Annotated in this window: 19 protein-coding genes; 15 read left to right on the top strand and 4 right to left on the bottom strand. The window is 61.2% G+C overall.

The genetic code is table 11. From position 1 onward, the window contains the following. Positions 1-95: 95 nt before the first annotated feature. The 7 genes from AD666_RS14890 to AD666_RS26630 all read left to right on the top strand — a co-directional run bounded on the left by AD666_RS14890 (position 96) and on the right by AD666_RS26630 (position 7,173). The gene (locus tag AD666_RS14890) at positions 96-1,442 is read left to right on the top strand and encodes a CoA transferase (RefSeq protein WP_053153115.1); all 1,347 of its coding nucleotides are present in this window, start codon (positions 96-98) and stop codon (positions 1,440-1,442) included. 85 nt (positions 1,443-1,527) lie between these two features. Then, positions 1,528-2,955: an arginine-ornithine antiporter gene (gene arcD / locus AD666_RS14885; RefSeq protein WP_053153113.1), complete on the top strand. Its 1,428-nt coding sequence runs from the start codon at positions 1,528-1,530 to the stop codon at positions 2,953-2,955. A gap of 31 nt (positions 2,956-2,986) precedes the next feature. Beyond that, complete coding sequence (arcA, locus tag AD666_RS14880; RefSeq protein WP_053153110.1) at positions 2,987-4,243, top strand: arginine deiminase; 1,257 nt, start codon at positions 2,987-2,989, stop codon at positions 4,241-4,243. 67 nt (positions 4,244-4,310) lie between these two features. Next, complete coding sequence (locus AD666_RS14875; protein ID WP_053153107.1) at positions 4,311-5,321, top strand: ornithine carbamoyltransferase; 1,011 nt, start codon at positions 4,311-4,313, stop codon at positions 5,319-5,321. Between the two features lie 151 nt (positions 5,322-5,472). Continuing rightward, positions 5,473-6,402: a carbamate kinase gene (gene arcC, locus AD666_RS14870; RefSeq protein ID WP_053153104.1), complete on the top strand. Its 930-nt coding sequence runs from the start codon at positions 5,473-5,475 to the stop codon at positions 6,400-6,402. A gap of 63 nt (positions 6,403-6,465) precedes the next feature. Further along, entirely contained in the window at positions 6,466-6,825 is a 360-nt protein-coding gene (locus AD666_RS14865; RefSeq protein WP_053153101.1) for a DUF5064 family protein, read from the top strand. A gap of 171 nt (positions 6,826-6,996) precedes the next feature. Beyond that, complete coding sequence (locus AD666_RS26630) at positions 6,997-7,173, top strand: hypothetical protein (RefSeq protein WP_172679631.1); 177 nt, start codon at positions 6,997-6,999, stop codon at positions 7,171-7,173. A gap of 7 nt (positions 7,174-7,180) precedes the next feature. Here AD666_RS26630 and AD666_RS14860 read toward each other — a convergent pair whose 3' ends face one another. Continuing rightward, the gene (locus AD666_RS14860; protein ID WP_053153095.1) at positions 7,181-8,074 is read right to left on the bottom strand and encodes a helix-turn-helix domain-containing protein; all 894 of its coding nucleotides are present in this window, start codon (positions 8,072-8,074) and stop codon (positions 7,181-7,183) included. Positions 8,075-8,236: 162 nt separating this feature from the next. Between AD666_RS14860 and pobA the strand changes: the two genes are divergently transcribed. Continuing rightward, positions 8,237-9,427: a 4-hydroxybenzoate 3-monooxygenase gene (pobA, locus tag AD666_RS14855; protein ID WP_053153092.1), complete on the top strand. Its 1,191-nt coding sequence runs from the start codon at positions 8,237-8,239 to the stop codon at positions 9,425-9,427. A 120-nt stretch (positions 9,428-9,547) separates the two neighbouring features. Continuing rightward, the gene (locus AD666_RS14850) at positions 9,548-11,002 is read left to right on the top strand and encodes an MDR family MFS transporter (RefSeq protein ID WP_371259594.1); all 1,455 of its coding nucleotides are present in this window, start codon (positions 9,548-9,550) and stop codon (positions 11,000-11,002) included. Between the two features lie 63 nt (positions 11,003-11,065). Here AD666_RS14850 and AD666_RS14845 read toward each other — a convergent pair whose 3' ends face one another. Next, positions 11,066-12,415 (bottom strand): MFS transporter, encoded by a 1,350-nt coding sequence (locus AD666_RS14845; RefSeq protein WP_053153087.1) that lies wholly within the window; start codon positions 12,413-12,415, stop codon positions 11,066-11,068. Between the two features lie 357 nt (positions 12,416-12,772). On the opposite strand from AD666_RS14845, the gene AD666_RS14840 reads away from it, so the two are divergent. Next, positions 12,773-14,950 carry a hypothetical protein gene (locus tag AD666_RS14840; RefSeq protein ID WP_053153085.1) on the top strand — a complete coding sequence of 726 codons (2,178 nt, stop codon included), beginning with the start codon at positions 12,773-12,775 and terminating at the stop codon, positions 14,948-14,950. Positions 14,951-15,248: 298 nt separating this feature from the next. On the opposite strand, the gene AD666_RS14835 is transcribed toward AD666_RS14840, so the two are convergent. After that, positions 15,249-15,554 carry a DUF2288 domain-containing protein gene (locus AD666_RS14835; protein ID WP_053153083.1) on the bottom strand — a complete coding sequence of 102 codons (306 nt, stop codon included), beginning with the start codon at positions 15,552-15,554 and terminating at the stop codon, positions 15,249-15,251. Between the two features lie 340 nt (positions 15,555-15,894). On the opposite strand from AD666_RS14835, the gene AD666_RS14830 reads away from it, so the two are divergent. The 5 genes from AD666_RS14830 to AD666_RS14810 all read left to right on the top strand — a co-directional run bounded on the left by AD666_RS14830 (position 15,895) and on the right by AD666_RS14810 (position 20,902). After that, on the top strand, positions 15,895-17,022 hold the full coding sequence (locus AD666_RS14830) for a branched-chain amino acid ABC transporter substrate-binding protein (protein ID WP_053153081.1): 1,128 nt from the start codon (positions 15,895-15,897) through the stop codon (positions 17,020-17,022). Between the two features lie 228 nt (positions 17,023-17,250). Continuing rightward, a complete protein-coding gene (livH, locus tag AD666_RS14825; RefSeq protein ID WP_053153077.1) occupies positions 17,251-18,174 on the top strand; it encodes a high-affinity branched-chain amino acid ABC transporter permease LivH in 924 nt (307 codons plus the stop codon). Further along, a complete protein-coding gene (locus AD666_RS14820; protein WP_053153074.1) occupies positions 18,171-19,436 on the top strand; it encodes a high-affinity branched-chain amino acid ABC transporter permease LivM in 1,266 nt (421 codons plus the stop codon). Before livH ends, AD666_RS14820 begins: the two co-directional genes overlap by 4 nt. Further along, positions 19,433-20,200 (top strand): high-affinity branched-chain amino acid ABC transporter ATP-binding protein LivG, encoded by a 768-nt coding sequence (livG, locus tag AD666_RS14815; RefSeq protein ID WP_053153072.1) that lies wholly within the window; start codon positions 19,433-19,435, stop codon positions 20,198-20,200. The genes AD666_RS14820 and livG overlap by 4 nt, the downstream gene beginning before the upstream one ends. After that, entirely contained in the window at positions 20,201-20,902 is a 702-nt protein-coding gene (locus AD666_RS14810) for an ABC transporter ATP-binding protein (protein WP_053153070.1), read from the top strand. It begins immediately after the preceding gene. Between the two features lie 172 nt (positions 20,903-21,074). Here AD666_RS14810 and AD666_RS14805 read toward each other — a convergent pair whose 3' ends face one another. Then, positions 21,075-21,989 carry a LysR family transcriptional regulator gene (locus AD666_RS14805; protein ID WP_053153066.1) on the bottom strand — a complete coding sequence of 305 codons (915 nt, stop codon included), beginning with the start codon at positions 21,987-21,989 and terminating at the stop codon, positions 21,075-21,077. Positions 21,990-21,995 lie beyond the last annotated feature (6 nt).

Genomic DNA, 21,995 nt, shown 5'->3' with positions numbered 1-21,995 from the left:
CAACCTGATGTGGAATGCGTTGTACCTGAAACACCGCGCCCGCCCTCGCAAAGCATTTTGATCTATGCTCGAACCCACGTTCCGGAGGGCCTTCGATGACAGACCTGCTCACATCCATGCAAGCCGCACTCGGGTTGCCGACAACGCCGGTTCCTTTCATCGCTGAAGGCGCCCTGCCCTCCGCGTTCGACGTCACCGGACTGGCCTGCGCCAGCATCGCCGTTGCCGGCCAGGCCACCGCCGAACTCATCCGTCAGCAAACCGGCCGGCTGCCGCCGGTCGAAGTCGACCGGCGCCTGGCCTCGTTCTGGTTCTCCACCTCCCTGCGCCCCATTGGCTGGAGCGTGCCACCGATGTGGGACCCGGTGGCCGGCGACTACGCCACCGCCGATGGCTGGATTCGCCTGCACACCAATGCACCGCATCATCGTCTTGCCGCGGAAAAAGTCCTCGGCACGTGCCGTGATCGCGACGACATGGCGAGTAAAGTGGCCGGCTGGAACAAGGTCGAACTGGAACAGGCCGTGGTGGACGCCGGTGGCTGCGCCGCCGAAATGCGCTCGTGGCCGGTCTGGCAGACGCATCCCCAGGGCATGGCGGTGAACGCCGAGCCGCTGGTGCATTTGGCTGAATCCGTCGAGGCACGACCTGGACTCTGGCTCGGTTCCGTGGCGCGACCACTGGCGGGCCTCAAGGTGCTGGACCTGACCCGCGTATTGGCCGGTCCCATTGCCAGTCGTTTTCTCGCAGGCCTGGGGGCCGATGTGCTGCGCATCGATCCGCCCACCTGGAACGAACCCGGCGTGGTGCCGGAAGTCACCCTCGGCAAACGCTGTGCTCGCCTCGACTTGCATCGACCTGACGACCGAACCACGTTCGAGGCGCTGCTGAGCGATGCCGACATCCTCCTCCACGGCTACCGCGCCGATGCCCTGGAACGGCTGGGCTACGGCGCCGAAGCCCGCCGGCAGATGGCGCCGGGCCTGATCGATGTCAGCCTCAATGCCTACGGCTGGAGTGGCCCGTGGCAGCACCGTCGTGGCTTCGACAGCCTGGTACAGATGAGCAGCGGCATTGCCGAAGCCGGCATGGGCTGGAAACCGTCGGACAAACCGACACCGCTGCCCGTACAGGCCCTGGACCATGGCACCGGCTACCTCATGGCAGCCAGCGCCATTGTGCTGTTGTCCCGGCGCCTGGAGAAGGGCCAGGGTGGATCGGCACGCCTGTCGCTGGCACGTACGGCGAAGCTGTTGATCGAGCACGGCCCAGGCACCAGCACGGCGCTGCCTGCCGAGACACCCGACGATCAGGGCCTGCTGGTGGAACAGACGCCCTGGGGCCCGGCCCATCGGTTGCAGGTGCCCCTGAAGATAACCGGTTCGCCATTGCAGTGGGCCTATGGGGCGAGCGAGCTCGGCGCCCATAGAGCCCACTGGTAATCCGCCCCCTCCTGATCTGGATCAGCTAACCCGACGGCGAATGGACCTAGGCTGTGACTCTCTTCTGCAGCATTGGAGTCTCGCCATGTCTGACACCCCCGGAAAACTCCGACTCGGCGCCCTGGTCGCACTGGTCGTCGGCTCCATGATCGGCGGCGGAATCTTCTCCCTGCCGCAAAACATGGCCGCCAGCGCCGATGTCGGCGCCATTCTCATTGGCTGGGCAATCACCGCAGTGGGCATGCTGACCCTCGCGTTCGTGTTCCAGACCCTGGCCAATCGCAAACCCGATCTGGACGGCGGTGTCTACGCCTACGCCAAGGCCGGATTCGGCGACTACATGGGTTTCTCATCGGCGTGGGGCTACTGGATCAGTGCCTGGTTGGGCAACGTCGGCTACTTCGTGTTGCTGTTCAGCACCCTGGGCTACTTCTTCCCGATCTTTGGCGAGGGCAATACCGTCGCAGCGGTGATCGGTGCGTCGGTGCTGCTGTGGGCCGTGCATTGGCTGGTCTTGCGAGGGATCAAGGAAGCGGCGTTCATCAACCTGGTGACCACCGTCGCCAAAGTCGTGCCGCTGCTGTTGTTCGTGCTGATCGCGCTGTTCGCGTTCCGTCTCGATATTTTCACCGCCGACATCTGGGGCGTGAACAACCCGGACCTGGGCAGCGTGATGAACCAGGTGCGCAAGATGATGCTGGTCACCGTCTGGGTGTTCATCGGCATTGAAGGCGCGAGCATTTTTTCCGCCCGCGCCGAGAAACGCACGGACGTGGGCAAGGCCACGGTGATCGGGTTCATTACCGTGTTGTTGTTCCTGGTACTGGTGAACGTCTTGTCGCTGGGGATCATGACCCAGCCGGAACTGGCAAAACTGCAGAACCCCTCCATGGCGGCCGTGCTGGAGCACGTAGTGGGTCACTGGGGCGCGGTGCTGATCAGCGTGGGTCTGATCATCTCGCTGCTCGGCGCGCTGCTGTCCTGGGTGCTGCTGTGCGCCGAGATCATGTTCGCCGCCGCCAAGGACCACACCATGCCCGAGTTCCTGCGCCGGGAGAACGCCAACCACGTACCGGCCAATGCCCTGTGGCTGACCAACGCGATGGTCCAGCTGTTCTTGGTCATCACCCTGTTCTCAGCCAGCACTTACCTGTCACTGATCTACCTCGCCACCTCGATGATCCTGGTGCCGTACCTGTGGTCGGCGGCCTACGCCGTGCTGCTGGCGATGCGCGGCGAGACCTACGAAGGCTTCGCGGCCGAGCGGCGCAAGGATCTGATCATCGGCGCCATCGCCCTGATCTACGCGGTGTGGCTGCTGTATGCCGGCGGAATCAAGTACCTGCTGCTCTCCGCCCTGCTCTATGCCCCCGGCGCGATTCTGTTCGCCAAGGCCAAGCGCGAATTGGGCAAACCGGTTTTCACCTCTGTCGAGAAGCTGATTTTCGCCGCAGTGATCGCAGGCGCCCTCGTGGCCGCCTATGGGCTCTACGACGGCTTCCTGACCTTGTAGCTGGCTGACTGTTTTAACGGGAGGATTTGTAATGACCACGGAAAAAGTGAAGTACGGCGTTCATTCCGAAGCCGGTAAATTACGTAAAGTCATGGTGTGTTCCCCAGGCCTGGCCCATCAACGCTTGACCCCGAACAACTGCGACGAGCTGCTGTTCGACGACGTGATCTGGGTCAACCAGGCCAAGCGCGACCATTTCGATTTCGTCACCAAGATGCGCGAGCGTGGCATCGACGTGCTGGAAATGCACAACCTGCTGACCGATATCGTCGCCATCCCAGAAGCCCTGGACTGGATCCTGCAGCGCAAGATCACCGCCAACTCGGTGGGCCTGGGCCTGGTGAATGAAGTCGGTTCGTGGCTGCGCAGCCTTGAGCCACGCCATATCGCCGAGTTCCTGATTGGCGGCGTCTCGGCCGACGACCTGCCAGACAGCTTCGGTGGCAAGACCATCCAGATGTTCCGCGACTTCCTCGGGCACTCCAGCTTCATCCTGCCACCGTTGCCCAATACCCAGTTCACCCGCGACACCACCTGCTGGATCTACGGCGGCGTGACCCTGAACCCGATGTACTGGCCGGCGCGGCGCCAGGAAACCCTGCTGGCAACGGCCATCTACAAGTTCCATCCCGAGTTCACCGACGCCGACTTCCAGATCTGGTACGGCAACCCGGACCTGGACCACGGCAGCGCCACCCTGGAAGGCGGCGACGTGATGCCTATCGGCAACGGCGTGGTGCTGATAGGCATGGGCGAGCGCTCATCCCGCCAGGCCATCGGCCAACTGGCGCTGAACCTGTTCCAGCACAAGGCCGTGGAGCGGGTAATCGTCGCCGGTTTGCCGAAGTCTCGCGCGGCCATGCATCTGGACACCGTGTTCAGCTTCTGCGACCGCGACCTGGTGACGATTTTCCCGGAAGTGGTCAGCCAGATCGTCGCCTTCTCCCTGCGCCCCGATGAGAGCAAGCCCGGCGGCATCGATGTGCGTCGGGAGGAAGGCAGCTTCCTCGACACCGTGGCGGCAGCCCTCAAGTTGCCCGCATTGCGCGTGGTGGAAACCGGCGGCAACAGCTTCGCCGCCGAACGCGAGCAATGGGACGACGGCAACAACGTGGTGGCACTGGAACCTGGAGTGGTGATCGGCTACGACCGCAACACCTACACCAACACGCTGCTGCGCAAGGCCGGGGTGGAAGTCATCACCATCAGCGCCAGCGAGCTGGGACGGGGTCGCGGCGGCGGCCATTGCATGACCTGCCCGATCCTCCGCGACCCGATCGACTACTGACTTTGAGCCTGGGCCGGTGTTGACCGAACACCGCCCAGGGGATTACCGAAACCCAAGGAGATCCATCATGGCGTTCAACATCCACAACCGTAACCTGCTCAGCCTCGAACACCACACCCCCCGCGAATTGCGCTACTTGCTGGACCTGTCCCGCGACCTCAAGCGGGCCAAGTACACCGGCACCGAACAGCAACACCTCAAGGGCAACAACATTGCGCTGATCTTCGAAAAAACCTCGACCCGTACCCGCTGCGCTTTCGAAGTGGCCGCCTATGACCAGGGCGCGAACGTCACTTACATCGACCCCAACTCTTCGCAGATCGGCCACAAGGAGAGCATGAAGGACACCGCCCGCGTGCTGGGGCGCATGTACGACGCCATCGAATACCGGGGCTTCAAACAGGAAATCGTCGAAGAACTGGCGAAGTTCGCCGGCGTGCCGGTGTTCAACGGCCTGACCGATGAATATCACCCGACGCAAATGATCGCCGACGTGCTGACCATGCGCGAGCATGCCGACAAGCCAATCCATGAAATCAGCTACGCGTACCTGGGCGATGCACGGAACAACATGGGCAACTCACTGCTGCTGATCGGCGCCAAACTGGGCATGGACGTGCGCATCTGCGCGCCGAAAGCGTTGTGGCCCCATGACGACCTGGTGCAACGCTGCCATCAGTACGCCGAGGAAAGCGGCGCACGCATCACCCTGACCGAAGACCCGAAAGCGGCGGTCAAAGGCGTGGACTTCATCCACACCGACGTCTGGGTGTCCATGGGTGAGCCGGTCGAAGCCTGGGCCGAACGGATCGAGCAATTGCTGCCCTACCAAGTCAACGCCCAACTGATGAAAGCCACCGGCAACCCACGCACGAAGTTCATGCATTGTCTGCCGGCGTTCCATAACAGTGACACCAAAGTCGGCAAACAGATCGCCGAGCAGTATCCACACCTGGCCAACGGCATAGAAGTCACCGACGACGTGTTCGAATCACCGGCCTGCATCGCCTTCGAGCAAGCGGAAAACCGCATGCACACCATCAAGGCGATCCTGGTGTCGACGTTGGCGGATCTCTGAACCACGCGCCGCCCCCTCTGTGGGAGCGGGCTTGCTCGCGAAAGCGCAGTATCAGCCAACACATCGATAACTGACACACCGCTTTCGCGAGCAAGCCCGCTCCCACAAGGGCATGCGTTGTCAGTTCCATTTTTTGTAGAAGGACAACACCATGCGCATCGTCGTTGCCCTGGGCGGAAACGCCCTCCTGCGTCGGGGTGAGCCCATGACCGCAGACAATCAACGCACCAATATCCGCATCGCCACCGAACAGATCGCCAAGATCCACCCCGGCAACCAGCTGGTCATCGCCCACGGCAACGGCCCGCAAGTCGGCCTGTTGTCGTTGCAAGCCGCGGCCTACACCTCGGTGACGCCTTATCCGCTGGACGTGCTGGGGGCCGAAACCGAAGGCATGATCGGTTACATCATCGAGCAGGAACTGGGCAACCTGCTGGACTTCGAAGTACCGTTCGCGACCCTGCTGACCCAGGTGGAAGTGGACGCCAATGACCCGGCCTTCCAGAACCCGACCAAACCCATCGGCCCGGTCTACAGCCAGGAACAGGCACAGAAACTGGCCGCCGAAAAAGGCTGGGCCATCGCCCCGGACGGTGACAAGTTCCGGCGGGTGGTCGCCAGCCCGCGCCCCAAGCGCATCTTTGAAATCCGTCCGATCAAATGGCTGTTGGAAAAAGGCAGCATCGTGATCTGTGCCGGCGGCGGAGGCATCCCGACGATGTACGACGCCGACGGCAAGCTGCAAGGGGTCGAAGCGGTGATCGACAAAGACCTCTGCTCGGCGCTGCTGGCCGAACAGCTGGAAAGCGATCTGCTGGTGATCGCCACGGACGTCAACGCCGCGTTCGTCGACTTCGGTAAGCCAACCCAGAAAGCCATCGCCCAAGCCCATCCCGACGAAATGGACAAGCTCGGTTTCGCCGCCGGCTCCATGGGACCGAAGGTACAGGCTGCCTGCGAGTTTGCACGCAACACTGGCAAGGTGGCGGTAATCGGTTCACTCTCGGACATCGACGCCATCGTCCAGGGCACCGCCGGCACCCGTATCGGCACGGCGACACCCGGCATCGCTTATCGATAACAGGAAACTTGCGGGGCAGATCCAGGGTCTGCCCTTCTCCAGGCTTTCAAAGGAGAGATGTTTATGGCCATGTTCCAACCCGGTCACCTGCACATGGAACGCCATGCGCTGAATAAGGACGATTTCAGCTACAACCTGTGCATCGATTATGAAACGGCGCAGGATCCCAAGGAGGGCGAAGGCATGTCGTTCCGCTTGCACGGCACGGTCGAGGACAAGACCGTGGACGAGACGTTCTTCCTCGCCAAGGACCTGGCCTTCGACTTCGCCCGCCACGCCACGCGCATCGCCCAGACATATGGCCTGCCCAAGCACGCCAGCATCGGCTCGATGCACAAGTATTACGATGAAATGTTCGAAGACGTGCGCAAACAACTGGATGTGAAACCGGGGGATCCGGTGCGGCCTGAGCACTTGGCGTAACCCACTTGAAGGTCACGCCGAGCCCTGTGGGAGCGAGCCTGCTCGCTCCCACAAGGGGGATATCGGTGTTCTGAATATCGGATTACATCCCGTGCTGTTCGAGTGGCAACTCCCCCACGCTGACCTATGCTCAACGTAGTACCCCCGGGTATTCGTTCAGAGGTCACCGCCATGAACATCAGAACAAAAAGGCGCTTCGCCATTTTCATCACCTGCGCTGCCACGCTTGCGCTCTATGGCACCGCGGCCTATCGGGTCGAACAGGCCAGGCAACAACCCCGCGAATACGCCAGCTGCAACCTGGAACGCTGTATTCCCCACAACGCGACCCTGAACGCCCTGCGCTGAAGCGGGTTCAGTCGTCCGGCTGATCGGTCTTGAGCCGGTCGCGGAAGGCCTTGGGTGAAATACCGACCCGCCGGCGAAACAGCCGGGTGAAATTGGTCGGGTCGGAAAACCCGAGCATCTCTGAAATCTCGTAGATAGTCAGGCCGGTATAGGTCAACAGTCGCTTGGCTTCCAGCAATTGACGCTCATGCATGATCTGCAACGCCGGTTGCCCCGCCAGCTCGCGGCAGGTGCCGTTGAGGTGCGACACCGAAATGCCCAGGCGATGAGCCAGGTCCTCGACCTTCACGTGCTGGCGATAAGTTTCTTCCACCAACTGGATAAACCCGTTGAGGTATTCCCGGGCCCGCTGTGGACGCTGGGCCTTGGTGCGCCGCTGCATCACCTGGCGACTGACCCAGACCATGATCACGCTGACCAAGGCGTGCATGAGCATTTCCCGGGCCGGTTGATGCCCCAAATATTCGTCCTGCAAGGCACTGAACAGGCTGTTGAGGTATTCGGCGTTGTCCCCGGCCGGATAGCTGTCGGCCTGGGCCAGGATATTGACCGAATGGCCAAGTTGCGCCTGCAAATGCGTCACCAGCGGCGCCGCCAGGGTCACCACGTAACCCTCCACATCCTCGGAAAAACGAAAGCCGTGGACCGACAGTGGCGGCAGGATCTGCACCGTGGGCGGGCTGAGCAGCGCGCGCTGCCCCTCGATTTCCAGCTCCGCTTGTCCCTGGTACACAAACAGCAACTGGCAGAGATCGGCATGCCTGTGCGGTTTGATTTCCCATTGATGCTCGCGGCTGCGCTTGGAAATGGTTTCGCAATGCAGAAGATCCGGCGTCGGCCAATCCTGGCTTTCACCGTAGAGTTTGAACACCGGGATCGAAGGCAGGTCGGTTTTCTTCATAACGAGGATCGGCCTTGGGTTGCGGGCGATAATCGCACCGATTGGCAGAAAGTACAGGAATCGGCTCAGTTTTCCCCTTCAATCGACAGGTCTGCAAGCAAAAAATGCACGTACCAATCATCACCGACCCTGGTCGCGTGCTTCGTGAGAGTCATAACAACAATGAGAACCCTCAAGACCCAAGTCGCCATTATCGGCGCCGGCCCCTCTGGACTGCTGCTTGGCCAGCTATTGCACAATGCCGGAATCGACACGTTGATCCTCGAACGCCAGGCCCCGGATTACGTCCTGAGCCGCATCCGGGCCGGGGTGCTGGAGCAAGGCATGGCCGAACTCCTGCGCAAGGCCGGCGTCGGCCACCGCATGGACGCCGAGGGCCTGCCCCATGACGGTTTTGAACTGGCGCTCAACGGTCGTCGGGTACACATCGACCTCAAGGGCCTGACCGGCGGCAAACATGTGATGGTCTACGGCCAGACCGAGGTGACCCGCGACCTGATGGCCGTGCGCGAAGCGGCTGGCGGCCGCACGCTGTATCAGGTCGACAAGGTCCAGCCCCACGACATCCAGACCGACCACCCCTTCGTTACCTTCGAGCATCAAGGGCAAACCTGGCGCCTGGAGTGCGACTACATCGCCGGTTGCGACGGTTTTCACGGCGTCACCCGGCAGTCGATTCCGGCGGAAAACCTCAAGGTCTTCGAGCGGGTCTACCCGTTCGGCTGGCTCGGCATCCTGGCCGACACGCCACCGGTCCATGAGGAACTGGTCTACGCCCGCCACGAACGCGGTTTCGCCCTGTGCAGCATGCGCTCCAGGACCCGCACCCGCTACTACTTGCAAGTGCCCGCCGAGGAACAGATAGCGGACTGGCCGGACGACCGTTTCTGGGCCGAACTCAAGCGCCGCCTGCCCAGCGACCTGGCCGAAGCGCTGGTGACCGGTCCTTCCATCGAAAAAAGCATCGCGCCACTGCGCAGCTTCGTGGTCGAACCCATGCAGCACGGGCGCCTGTTCCTGGTGGGCGACGCTGCTCACATCGTCCCGCCCACCGGCGCCAAGGGGCTGAACCTGGCGGCCAGCGATGTCAGCACGCTGTTCGACATCTTGCTCAAGGTCTATCGCGAGGGGCGCGTGGACCTGCTGCGGCAGTATTCGCCCATCTGCCTGCGCCGGGTCTGGAAAGCCGAGCGCTTCTCCTGGTGGATGACCTCGATGCTGCATCGTTTCGACGACGATGCCTTCGGCCAGCGTATCAGCGAAGCGGAGCTGGAATACTTCGTCGACTCCGAGGCCGGGAGAAAAACCATCGCAGAAAACTACGTCGGGCTTCCTTACGAGCCTATCGAATAGCCGCCTACCGATTTACACTGCGGGCTCCGGCCCCGGCGTGACGCCCGCAGGTTTACCTTGAATCACCTCAACACTGCCCAAGCCCAACAACCCGCCATTCACAGCATCCTGATCGCACTGATGCTGGCGATTTTCCTGGGTGCCCTGGACCAGACCATCGTCGCCGTCTCGATGCCTGCCATTTCCGCCCAGTTCAAGGATCTCAGCCTGCTGGCCTGGGTGATCTCCGGCTACATGGTGTCCATGACCGTGGCGGTGCCGATCTACGGCAAGCTCGGTGACCTCTATGGACGGCGCCCGCTGATGCTGTTCGGCATGGGCCTGTTTACCCTGGCCTCGCTCTTCTGCGGGCTGGCGCAAAGCATGGAGCAGTTGGTACTGGCGCGGATCGTCCAGGGCATCGGCGCCGGCGGCATGATTTCCGTCAGCCAGGCAATCATCGGCGACATCGTGCCGCCCCGCGAGCGGGGTCGCTACCAGGGCTATTTCAGCAGCATGTACGCGGTAGCCAGCGTCGCCGGGCCGGTGCTGGGTGGCTACATGACCGAGTACCTGTCGTGGCGCTGGGTGTTCTGGATCAACTTGCCGCTGGGCCTGGGCGCCTGGCTGGTGGCCCGGCGCACCCTGGTCGGGCTGGCGGTGCCGCAACGTACGCCGATCATCGACTACCTGGGCACCGTGCTCCTGATCATCGGCCTGACCGCGTTGCTGCTGGGCATAACCCAAATCGGCCAGGGATACGCCTGGCACAGCCAGGACGTGCTGGCGTTGCTGGGTGGTGCGGTGGTGGCACTGGCAGTCTTCGTCTGGCATGAGCGCCGGGCAAAGGAGCCCCTGTTGCCAATGCACTTGTTCGTCAACCGCAGCGCGGTGCTGTGCTGGTGCACCGTTTTCTTCACCAGTTTCCAGGCGATTTCCCTGACCGTGCTGGTACCGTTGCGCTTTCAGAGCGTGACCGGTGCAGGCGCCGACAGCGCAGCGTTGCACCTGTTGCCGCTGGCGATGGGATTGCCCATGGGCGCGTATTTCGCGGGGCGGCGCACATCGGTCACGGGCCGTTACAAACCGATGATCCTCAGCGGCGCCCTGCTCTTTCCTTTCGCCATTCTCGGTATGGCCTTCACACCACCCGGCGCGTTCTGGCTCAGCAGCCTGTTCATGCTGCTCGGTGGCATCGCGTCCGGCATGCAGTTCCCCACCTCGCTGGTGGGCTCGCAGAATTCAGTGCAACAGCAGGACATCGGCGTCGCCACCAGCACCACCAACCTGTTCCGTTCCCTGGGCGGCGCGGTGGGCGTGGCGCTGATGTCGGCGTTACTGCTGGCGTTGCTACAGGACTCCAGCTTTGCCCAGCTCAGCGGTTCGGCGCTGCTGGGCGAAGGACATTCGGGCAACGTCCTGCTGGACGGCCTGAACGCCGCTCCGGGCGCGGCGCAGAACGCCTTGCGCCAGGAGTTGCAGAGCACGTTCCAACACCTGCTGTTGATCAGCGCGGCGGTATCGCTGCTGGGGCTGGCGGCCGCGGTGGCGATGCCCAATCAACTGCTACGTGGGCGGGATGAGAAAGTGCGGTAACCAGGCTTAGCGCAGAAACCCGTGGCGAGGGGTTGTGCAGGGCTTGCTTCTTGTGTGCGGCATTTATGCTGTCGCCGCTGTGCCCACCGGGTCGACCACCCCACTCATCCCCTGCTTCATCCTCTTCGCATCGCGGGTGAAACAACGCGACGCCAGGAACAGGAACAGCATGGTCATGAACAACGCCACCGGGATCAGGTACATCGCGTCATGCAAGCCAATGGCCTTGAAGGCCTCGGTCATCTGGTCAACGCCGGCCGCGGCCATGGCGGTGCGGGCGAAATAATCCGACAAGCCACCGACCACCACCGGCCCCAGGCCACCGCCGAGCAGGTACAGGCCGGCGAAGAACAACGCCATCGCTGTCGCCCGCAAGCGCGGTTCCACCACGTCCTGGATCGCGGTGTAAACACAGGTATAGAAGGTGTAGGCAAACAGCCAACCGACGCTGAACACCGCGACGAACACGCCGATTTCAATGCGTCCGGCGTGCAGCGCCCACGCCGTGGTGAGCGTAGAGATCACCAGGCTGAACGCCGCGAACAGCAGGCGACCGTTGGGCACCCTTTGATGAATCTTGTCGGCGATCCAGCCCCCCAGGGTCAACCCGAACAGCCCGGTCACACCGACCATGATCCCCGTGGCAACGGCGGCCTCATGCAATGGCATCAGGAAATAGCGTTGCAGCATCGGCACCAGGAAGGAGTTGCAGGCATAGGTAGCAAAGTTGAAGCACAACCCCGCCAGCACCAGCCACAGGAACGTGGGAATCGCCAGCACCCGACGAATCGGCCGGTCGATTTTTTCCTGCGACACCTGCACGGTTTCCGCCGCGCCGCGCTTGGGCTCCTTGATGAAAAACATGAACACCGCCAGCACCAACCCCGGCACCGCGGCGATAAAGAACGGGGCCCGCCAACTGTCGAAGGCCTTGACCATCGCCCCGATGGTGAAGAAGGCCAACAGCAGCCCGATTGGCAACCCCAGCATGAAGATACCCATGGCCCGCGCCCGGCGGTGGGCCGGAAACAAGTCGCCGATTAACGAGTTGGCCGCTGGCGCATAACTGGCCTCACCAATCCCCACCCCCATGCGCACCACCAGGAATGCCCAGAAGCTGCCCACCAGGCCATTGACCGCCGTCAGCCCGCTCCAGGCCGCCAGCCCCCAGCCCATCAACCGGCTGCGCGAACCGGTATCGGCCATGCGCCCCAACGGCAGGCCAGCGATGGCGTAGACGATGGTGAAGGCCGTACCGATGATGCCAATCTGGAAGTCGCTGAGGCTCCACTCCATGCGAATCGGCTCGATGATGATGGCCGGGATGGTGCGGTCGAAAAAGTTGAACAGGTTGGCCAGGAACAACAGGAACAGAATGCGCCAGGCATTCGCCGCTTGGGTCGAGTTCTGCATGGGTCCGTCTCTTTATTGTTATGGGGCAACGGCGAGGCATCCGGGCCCTGAATCTGCAATCTAGATAGCGCAGCGCGGGCTGTCTCCAATCATTCGCCCCGCTGATACCGGGCCATGGGTGCGGCGGGTTTATTGACGGCAATCAAGTGACTGTGACAATTGCCATCATTTTGCCCAATCCTGATTAAAGATCATCCCTCGCTGGCCGATCCAACATGAATAGATTTACCCGAGCGCTGTCAGGCTGCTGTCCTGAACGCTTGGGCCGACCTTCGCGCCAACCAGGGCGCGAGCTCCCATCAGCGATGGTTCGATGACAACGATTGTCGAGCCGAACAGCTCAGGCATACGCGCACCATGACCTCAAAAAAAACCTCCACTGCGTTATCCGATCTGACCCTGAGCCCGGCCGCCAACGGACCTGAAACCTCAAAGTCCCCGGGTGGCCTGCGCGCCCTGTCGTCCCAGCAGTACCTGTACTTCACCGAAACAAACACCGACCGTATCCTCGATAACCTCGACGGCCTGCGTGACACCGTTTTCCCGCGCCCTGCGCATCTGGTGGACGAGGAAAGCGAACGCGACCAGCAGGAATTCCCGTCGGTGTGCCTGATCGGCCTGGGTCGTTGCGGTTCAAACATTGCCCTGGATGTGGCGGAGCTGGTGTACAACGCCCGCAAGTTCTACCTCAACGAATTCAATGCCGAGGACAAGGGCTACAACGACAAGGGCTACCGGCCTGCACAGTGGATCCGCACCAACCTGCGCCTGGGCACAGGCAAGGCAACCAAGCCGGTGTTCCTGGTGGAGCCTCTGGTCATGCTCGGCGACCTGGACAAGGACATCGCCGGGCGCATCCGCTTCTCGCGCAAGGGCGAAAAAAGCGGCTTCCTGCGTGACTACAGCAAGATGAAAATCATGGACCTGTCGGAGGTTCATGCCGGGGGTGCCGGTAACGCTCCCATCCTCGGCCAGTACCTGGCCAAGATCATCCTGAACAAGGACACCCAGCGCTTTTCCAGCCCTGACTGGAAAATGATCCACTCGTACCTGATCGACAGCTGCGGCATCAAGGCCAACCAGTCGCGCCTGTATTTCTCGATCTTCAGTGCCGGCGGCGGTACCGGTTCAGGCATGGCGTCGGAGTTCGGCCTGGCCCAGCAATACTCCTACATGAACAAGACGTTCGACACCAAGCCGATGGACGAGCATGACAGCAAGAGCGGCCACTCTTTCGTCTTCGAGCCGATCTTCACCAGCGGCATTTGCGTGCTGCCGAACATTTCCGATCACCGCAGCGAAATGTCCGAGGCATTGCACATCAACGCCGGACGCCTGCTGTGCAAATACCTCTCGGAAGAATGGGATTTCTCGTACAACTTCGCCAATGAAGACAGCAGCGAAGCCAGCGTCATGGGCCGTATCCGTCCCTGGAACGCGATGATGCTGATTTCCAACGACATCATGCGCTACGCCGAAGAAAGCGATGACGGCAACATCCAGAACATCGATGTCAATGCCATGGAGAAGCACGCCAACCAGTACATCTCCCAGCAGATCTTCAACATCCTGACGGCCCAGGCCGTCACCACCGACTACGACCAGAACTATTTCCGTCGCGCCGGTATCGATATCGGCGAAACCATCCGCCTGGATGCCAACGACCTGTTCATGAGCCTGGCCGGCCCTGTGGCGATTGCCTACGCCGAATCCGTCGTTCCGGAAACCCCGGCACCCAGCAACGACAAGTTCAAGGTGTTCGATAAAGAGCCGCCACGCCTGAACATCGATGACCTGTTCTTCCGCTCCATCGATCTGCCGCATTTCAACAAGGTGACCCAGGCCATCGAAGGCATCAGCCTGCTGCCGATCGAATCCAAGCGCTACCGGGCCTCGCTGGAGCAGTACAAGAACTCCGGCTACGATGCCGCGGCCCTGCACGACCTGCATTTCTTCAAGAACTGCTCGTCGGTGGTCTCCATCGTCTCGCTGCCCAAGGACTACAAGCTGTCCTATATGGACCTGAACCGGCTCAAGACCCACCTCAACAGCCTGTTTCCCAATACCACCCTCAAGCGCTATGCCCTGGTGATCGGCGCCTCGGCCAACCTGTCGCTGACCACCCTGATCGCCAAGAGCCCATGCCTGTCGGACGATTTCCTGACGCTGATCGTGGCCTTCATCAAGCGCTGCTTCGCCCGCAACCCGTATCGCTTCGACGACACCCTGGACAACTCGATCCTGGACTTCATCATCAACGAAGACTTCGACGAGGAACGGATCGACGACCTGCTCAACGAATTCGAGAACCCGGCAAAGATCCTCGACACCAACTGGTATGCGATCAAGCCGATGTACGAAAAGAAATACCGCGAGCTGATCAGCGACAAGGAGAAGTTCGTGTCGATCAACGATATCCGCCTGTCCCGGGACTGCGTGAAGAAGGCCATCAAGTACCTGCGCGAGATCTACCGGCACCGCATTGGCAAGACCAAGGTTATTTCCCTTAATAACCATACCGGGCGGACTTACTGAGCCAGGCTTGGTACCGCGTTGCCCCGAATCGCGAGCAGGCTCGCTCCCACATTTGACCGCGTTTCTTCCTGATGGACGCGGTCCCTGTGGGAGCGAGCCTGCTCGCGATAGCGATCTTGAATCCGTTACCGTTACAACATTCAGAAACAATTAAGCAGCCCACCGGCTGCTCAATAAACTGTTCCCGTTACGTATACGTCACCCTCCCCTGTGGCGTTTCACCACGGCACGGCGCCATCACGCTACTCAGCTACACACTTTCCTCTCACTCAATAAGCGCACTTATTTGGTGCATCGATCATTTCGACGCCCTTTCCTGGATCATGATCCAAGGAGAAACCACCACCGCCCAGAGCAGCGGATCGCGCTCCACGAAATCCAGCGCCCGCGTTTCAGACAGCTTGGCGACATGCCCGGCGGCCAGCCAGGCGGCGACTTTGTCCCCTTCGTCCTGGGCCACGGCCTCGGCGGCGGCGATCAAATCCAGTGCCGGGTCGACCCACAATAGGGCACCCTTGGCAAAGAACGGTTCCAGCTCCTTCCAGGTAATGGAGGCCGTTTCACCAAGCAGCTTGGCATAGAGGGTGCTAGGTTCTTGATTCATGGGCACTGTCCGGAAAAGAAATCGGCGCGAATGATAACGTCGGTGGTCCGGCAGAAAAACCCGGTAGCAACAGGAGTGACCATTGAAAAGAAACAGCATTGCCAGGGATTGCCGATCAGACCGGACACCGCCCGCCGCTTTTCTGTCTTTTTCTTTCAATAAAGCGACACCCTCTGATTTTGTCCCCAAGCGCCAGCTTCCCTTGCCAACAACGGGCGCTCTACACTGTACCGGTACAGTTGCCGGGGGCATTTTCCGTGGGGATATCCAGCATATCTGACCCGGTTCTGCCGCTGCGGCGCCAGGACTATAAAAACTACAACAGCATGAGTGGAGCACTATGACTAAGGCTACTAAGCAGATTTCCAAACTGTTTGCCGCTATGGTTCTGGCTGGGGTTGCCAGCCATTCGTTCGCCGCCGACACCATCACGATCGGCATCGCCGGTCCGAAGACGGGTGCAGTCACCCAATACGGCGACATGCAATTCGCTGGCGCAAACCAAGCCGTCAAGGACATCAACGCCAAGGGCGGCGTCGATGGCAAGATGCTCGAAGTCAAGGAATACGACGACGCCTGCGACCCTAAACAGGCCGTTGCCGTGGCGAACAAAGTGGTCAACGATGGCGTCAAGTTCGTCGTCGGCCACCTGTGCTCCAGCTCCACCCAGCCAGCTTCGGACATCTACGAAGACGAAGGCGTGATCATGATCACCCCGGCCGCCACCAGCCCGGACATCACCGCCCGTGGTTACAAGATGATCTTCCGCACCATCGGCCTGGACAGCGCCCAGGGTCCTGCCGCCGGCAACTACATCGCCGACCACGTCAAGCCGAAAGTCGTGGCTGTCCTGCACGACAAGCAGCAGTACGGTGAAGGTATCGCCAGCGCCGTGAAGAAAACCCTCGAAGCCAAAGGCGTGAAAGTGGCCGTGTTCGAAGGCCTGAACGCCGGCGACAAGGATTTCTCCTCGATCATCCAGCGCCTCAAGCAGAACAATGTCGACTTCGTCTACTACGGCGGCTACCACCCTGAACTGGGCCTGATTCTGCGTCAGTCCAAGGAAAAGGGCCTGAAAGCCAAGTTCATGGGGCCTGAAGGCGTCGGCAACGAGTCCATCGCCCAGATCGCCCAGGACGCTTCCGAAGGCCTGCTGGTGACTCTGCCGAAGTCCTTCGATGCCGACCCGGCGAACAAGGCCGTCGTCGATGCCATCAAGGCCGACGGCAAGGATCCAAGCGGTCCGTTCGTGTTCCCAGCCTACTCCGCCGTCCAACTGATCGCCGAAGGCATCAAGGCCGCCAAGAGCGACGACACCGCCAAGGTCGCCGAAACCATCCATAAAGGCACCTTCAAGACGCCGACCGGCGACCTGTCGTTCGACGAGAAGGGCGACCTGAAGGACTTCAAGTTCGTGGTTTACGAATGGCATTTCAACAAGCCGAAAACTGAAGTCTCCCCTCAGTAAGCCAGGCATTACTGGTCAACAAGCCCACTGTGCAAGCAGTGGGCTTTGTTTTACGAGGTTTATGGGCCAGGCACCCGCGATCCGGGCGCTGGTTCACCTGAAAATCTTAAAACCGTCACCAGCGGTTCGCTGGCAAACGCTTGGAGCAAATGTGATCAGAGAACACAGCACCGGGCCGGAACATGACTCCACCAGTGAAATGCGTATCGGGTTTTTAGGAGCGCTGTAATGCCTGAGATCTATCATTTTTTCCAACAGCTGGTTAATGGCCTGACCATTGGCAGCACCTATGCCTTGATAGCCATTGGCTACACAATGGTTTACGGCATCATTGGAATGATTAACTTCGCCCATGGCGAGGTCTACATGATCGGTTCCTATGTGGCCTTCATTGCCCTTGCCGGGCTGGCCATGATGGGTATCGATTCACTGCCGCTGTTGATGACCGCCGCGTTCGTGGCATCGATCATCGTAACCAGTGCCTACGGCTACAGTATCGAACGCGTTGCCTATCGCCCCTTGCGTAGCAGCAACCGGTTGATCCCGCTGATTTCCGCCATCGGCATGTCGATTTTCCTGCAGAACACCGTATTGCTGTCCCAGGACTCCAAGGACAAATCGATTCCCAACCTGATCCCGGGGAGCTTCTCCTTCGGCCCGGGCGGCGCCGAAGAAGTACTGGTGTCCTACATGCAGATCCTGGTGTTCGTCGTGACCCTGGTCGCCATGCTCGGGCTGACCCTGTTCATCTCCCGTTCCCGCCTTGGCCGCGCCTGTCGCGCCTGCGCCGAGGACATCAAGATGGCCAACCTGCTGGGCATCAACACCAACAACATCATCGCCCTCACCTTCGTCATCGGGGCCGCGCTGGCGGCTGTCGCCGCGGTACTGCTGAGCATGCAGTATGGCGTGATCAACCCGAACGCCGGTTTCCTGGTGGGCCTCAAGGCCTTCACCGCGGCGGTACTGGGTGGCATCGGCAGCATTCCGGGCGCGATGCTCGGCGGGCTGGTGCTTGGGGTAGCCGAAGCGTTCGGCGCCGATATCTTTGGCGACCAGTACAAGGACGTCGTGGCGTTCGGTCTCCTGGTCCTGGTCCTGTTGTTCCGGCCGACCGGCATCCTGGGCCGTCCGGAGGTTGAGAAAGTATGAACAAATATCTTAAACAGGCGCTGTTCAGCGCCGCGCTGGTCTGGGCCGTGGCCTTCCCCGTGCTGGGCCTCAAGCTGAGCATCGTCGGGGTCAACCTCGAAGTGCACGGCACCGGTCCCCTGACACTGAGCGTGATTGCCCTGTGCTCGGTACTGATGTTCCTGCGGGTGCTGTTCAGCCAACAGGTCGGCACGCTGCTGCGTTCCAACCGCGGACCGCTGGTTTCACCCAAGGTCAGCCAGTTCCTGACACTGCCACGCACCCAGCGCCAGATCATCATCGGCCTGATCGTGGTTGCCCTGGTCTGGCCGTTCTTCGGCTCCCGGGGCGCGGTGGATATCGCCACGCTGATCCTGATTTATGTCCTGCTGGGACTGGGCCTGAACATCGTGGTCGGCCTGGCCGGGCTGTTGGACCTGGGCTACGTGGGTTTCTACGCGGTCGGTGCCTACAGCTACGCGCTGCTGTCCCATTATTTCGGCCTGAGCTTCTGGATCTGCCTGCCGATCGCCGGCTTGATGGCGGCCACCTTCGGCTTCCTGCTGGGCTTCCCGGTGCTGCGGCTGCGGGGCGACTACCTGGCCATCGTGACCCTGGGCTTCGGCGAGATCATCCGCTTGTTCCTGCGTAACCTCACCGACCTCACCGGCGGCCCCAACGGCATCAGCAACATTCCCAAGCCGACGTTCTTCGGTCTGAGCTTCGACCGCACCGCGGCCGAGGGCATGCAGACCTTCCACCACTTCTTCGGGCTGACTTACAACCCGGTGAGCAAGGTGGTGTTCCTCTACCTGGTCGCACTGCTACTGGCCCTGGCCGCGCTGTTCGTCATCAACCGCCTGCTGCGCATGCCCATCGGTCGCGCGTGGGAAGCGTTGCGTGAAGACGAAATCGCCTGCCGCGCACTGGGTCTCAATCCGACCGTGATCAAGTTGTCAGCCTTTACCCTCGGCGCCGCATTCGCCGGTTTCGCCGGCAGTTTCTTCGCCGCCCGTCAGGGCCTGGTGACGCCGGAGTCCTTCACCTTCATCGAGTCGGCGATCATCCTCGCCATCGTGGTGCTGGGCGGTATGGGCTCGCAGTTGGGTGTGATCCTGGCCGCGATCGTGATGATCCTGTTGCCTGAAATGATGCGTGAATTCAGCGAATACCGCATGTTGATGTTCGGCGCCTTGATGGTGCTGATGATGATCTGGCGTCCTCAAGGTCTGCTGCCTATGCAACGCCCCGAACTCAAACTAAGAGCGGAGCCGCACAAATGAGCCGCGAGATCCTCAAAGTTGAAAATCTGAGCATGCGCTTCGGCGGCCTGCTGGCGGTCAATGGCGTGGCCCTGACCGTGAAAGAAAAACAGGTCGTGGCACTGATCGGGCCGAACGGCGCGGGCAAGACCACCGTGTTCAACTGCCTGACCGGTTTCTACCAGCCTACCGGCGGCACCATCCTGCTCGATGGCGCGCCGATACAGGGCCTGCCGGGCCACAAGATCGCCCTCAAGGGCGTGGTGCGCACCTTCCAGAACGTGCGGCTGTTCAAGGACATGACGGCGATCGAGAACCTGTTGATCGCCCAGCACCGGCACCTGAACACCAACTTCTTTGCCGGCCTGTTCAAGACCCCGTCGTTCCGCAAGAGCGAGCGCGAGGCGATGGAGTACGCCGAGTACTGGCTGGAAAAGGTCAATCTCAAGGAATTCGCCAACCGCACCGCCGGCACCCTGGCCTACGGTCAGCAGCGTCGCCTGGAAATTGCCCGCTGCATGATGACCCGCCCGCGGATCCTCATGCTCGACGAACCGGCCGCCGGTCTGAACCCGAAGGAAACCGAGGACCTGAAAGCCCTGATCAGCGTGCTGCGTGAAGAGCACAACGTCACCGTGCTGCTGATCGAGCACGACATGAAGCTGGTCATGAGCATTTCCGACCACATCGTCGTGATCAACCAGGGCACGCCTCTGGCCGACGGCACGCCGGAGCAGATCCGCGACAATCCTGAAGTGATCAAAGCCTACCTGGGGGAAGCGTAAATGCTGCAGTTCGAAAACGTTTCCACTTTCTACGGCAAGATCCAGGCCCTGCACAGCGTCAACGTGGAAGTTCGCCAGGGCGAAATCGTCACGTTGATCGGTGCCAACGGCGCCGGCAAGTCCACTCTGCTGATGACGCTCTGCGGTTCGCCACGGGCCCACAGCGGCAGCATCCGCTACATGGGTGAGGAACTGGTAGGCCAGGACTCGTCGCATATCATGCGCAAGAGCATCGCCGTCGTGCCGGAAGGCCGTCGGGTATTCGCCCGGCTGACCGTGGAAGAAAACCTCGCCATGGGCGGATTCTTCACCGACAAGGGCGACTATCAGGAACAGATGGACAAGGTGCTGCACCTTTTCCCACGCCTGAAAGAGCGCTTTACCCAGCGTGGCGGCACCATGTCCGGTGGTGAACAGCAGATGCTCGCCATTGGCCGTGCGCTGATGAGCAAGCCCAAGCTGCTGCTGCTCGACGAGCCGTCCCTGGGCCTGGCGCCGATCATCATCCAGCAGATCTTCGACATCATCGAACAGCTGCGCAAGGATGGCGTGACGGTGTTCCTCGTGGAGCAGAACGCCAACCAGGCATTGAAAATCGCTGACCGTGCCTATGTGCTGGAAAACGGCCGGGTGGTGATGCAGGGCACCGGTGAAGCGCTGCTGACCGACCCGAAAGTGCGCGAGGCCTACCTGGGCGGCTGAGCGGTTGCGGTAAACCCAAAAAAACGGCCTTCGGGCCGTTTTTTTGTCTGGGCCACTCGCCACAGGGTTGCGCGTATCTAAAAACAAAGAGGCCCAGGGATCGTTGTCGATCGATCACCTGATCGCCAAGCGCTACGCCCACTGACTGCGACTGGAACGCCTGTGGAGCGGGCTATCGCTGTAGCCGATCCAGCACCTCGCCACTGCGCTTGAACCAATCGATCAGATAGTCGGCCAGCACCTGGGTGCGCTTGGGCAGGCCGCCCTGGTACGGGTGGACCAGGTACATCGGCATGCGCCGGGTCTGGTAATCGTGCAGCACATTGCGCAGGCGCCCGTCGGCCAGTTCTTCATGCAGCAGGTAGGATGGCAGCCGGGCAATTCCGGCACCGGCCAAGGCCGCTTTTTTCAACAGGCTGTAGTGATTGCTGGCGAACGGCCCGCAGACACGCACCCGCAGCAGCTCATGCCGTTGGTGGTACAGCCATTCCTCGCGGCCGCTGTAATGGCTGTTGAGCAGGCAACGATGTTCGGCCAGCGCCTGGGGCGTCTGGGGTTCGCCGTATTGATCGAGATAGGCCGGGCTGGCGCAGGTCATCTCATGCCAGGCCAGCAGCGGTCGCGCCACCAGCCGTTCATCGATGGCGGCATCGGAACGGATCGCCAGGTCGAAACCATCCCGGGACAGATCGCGGTAGCCGTTGTTGAGTTCCAGTTCGATCTGCACGTCGGGATAGGTGCGGGCAAATTCCGTCAACAACCCATCAAAGAAGGTTTCCCCCAGCGAAACCGGAACCGTCATGCGCACCGGACCGCAAATGTCATCCTTCAACCGGGCCAATGCCTGACGCGCACGCTCCACCTGCACCAGCAATGCCTGGGCCTGGGGCAGCAACGCCGCCCCCGCCGCCGTAAGACTCAGGCGTCGCGTGGTGCGCTGCAACAACACCACCGAAAAACGGCTTTCCAACAGACTGATGCGCTTGGACAACTGCCCCTTGCTGCACCCCAACTGCTGGGCGGCCAGAGTAAAACTACCCGCCTCGATCAACACGGCGAACGCCGCCAGGTCATCCATTTCGCTCATTGGATT

Source organism: Pseudomonas sp. Pf153 (genome assembly GCF_001269775.1).
Classification (GTDB): Bacteria; Pseudomonadota; Gammaproteobacteria; order Pseudomonadales; family Pseudomonadaceae; genus Aquipseudomonas; species Aquipseudomonas uvaldensis.
Note: the sequence above shows the minus strand (reverse complement) of the source record. Positions and strands in the feature narration are given on the sequence as shown.

Bases quoted from the DNA above. Each gene is read 5' to 3' on its own strand.
- AD666_RS14865 (WP_053153101.1), top strand. From the start codon at position 6,466: ATGGCCATGTTCCAACCCGGTCACCTGCACATGGAACGCCATGCGCTG.
- arcA (WP_053153110.1), top strand. From the start codon at position 2,987: ATGACCACGGAAAAAGTGAAGTACGGCGTTCATTCCGAAGCCGGTAAA.
- AD666_RS14810 (WP_053153070.1), top strand. From the start codon at position 20,201: ATGCTGCAGTTCGAAAACGTTTCCACTTTCTACGGCAAGATCCAGGCC.
- AD666_RS14850 (WP_371259594.1), top strand. From the start codon at position 9,548: ATGCTGGCGATTTTCCTGGGTGCCCTGGACCAGACCATCGTCGCCGTC.
- AD666_RS14875 (WP_053153107.1), top strand. From the start codon at position 4,311: ATGGCGTTCAACATCCACAACCGTAACCTGCTCAGCCTCGAACACCAC.
- AD666_RS14835 (WP_053153083.1), bottom strand. From the start codon at position 15,554: ATGAATCAAGAACCTAGCACCCTCTATGCCAAGCTGCTTGGTGAAACG.
- AD666_RS14860 (WP_053153095.1), bottom strand. From the start codon at position 8,074: ATGAAGAAAACCGACCTGCCTTCGATCCCGGTGTTCAAACTCTACGGT.
- AD666_RS14830 (WP_053153081.1), top strand. From the start codon at position 15,895: ATGACTAAGGCTACTAAGCAGATTTCCAAACTGTTTGCCGCTATGGTT.
- AD666_RS26630 (WP_172679631.1), top strand. From the start codon at position 6,997: ATGAACATCAGAACAAAAAGGCGCTTCGCCATTTTCATCACCTGCGCT.
- AD666_RS14890 (WP_053153115.1), top strand. From the start codon at position 96: ATGACAGACCTGCTCACATCCATGCAAGCCGCACTCGGGTTGCCGACA.
- AD666_RS14845 (WP_053153087.1), bottom strand. From the start codon at position 12,415: ATGCAGAACTCGACCCAAGCGGCGAATGCCTGGCGCATTCTGTTCCTG.
- AD666_RS14840 (WP_053153085.1), top strand. From the start codon at position 12,773: ATGACCTCAAAAAAAACCTCCACTGCGTTATCCGATCTGACCCTGAGC.
- arcC (WP_053153104.1), top strand. From the start codon at position 5,473: ATGCGCATCGTCGTTGCCCTGGGCGGAAACGCCCTCCTGCGTCGGGGT.
- AD666_RS14805 (WP_053153066.1), bottom strand. From the start codon at position 21,989: ATGAGCGAAATGGATGACCTGGCGGCGTTCGCCGTGTTGATCGAGGCG.
- livG (WP_053153072.1), top strand. From the start codon at position 19,433: ATGAGCCGCGAGATCCTCAAAGTTGAAAATCTGAGCATGCGCTTCGGC.
- pobA (WP_053153092.1), top strand. From the start codon at position 8,237: ATGAGAACCCTCAAGACCCAAGTCGCCATTATCGGCGCCGGCCCCTCT.
- livH (WP_053153077.1), top strand. From the start codon at position 17,251: ATGCCTGAGATCTATCATTTTTTCCAACAGCTGGTTAATGGCCTGACC.
- arcD (WP_053153113.1), top strand. From the start codon at position 1,528: ATGTCTGACACCCCCGGAAAACTCCGACTCGGCGCCCTGGTCGCACTG.
- AD666_RS14820 (WP_053153074.1), top strand. From the start codon at position 18,171: ATGAACAAATATCTTAAACAGGCGCTGTTCAGCGCCGCGCTGGTCTGG.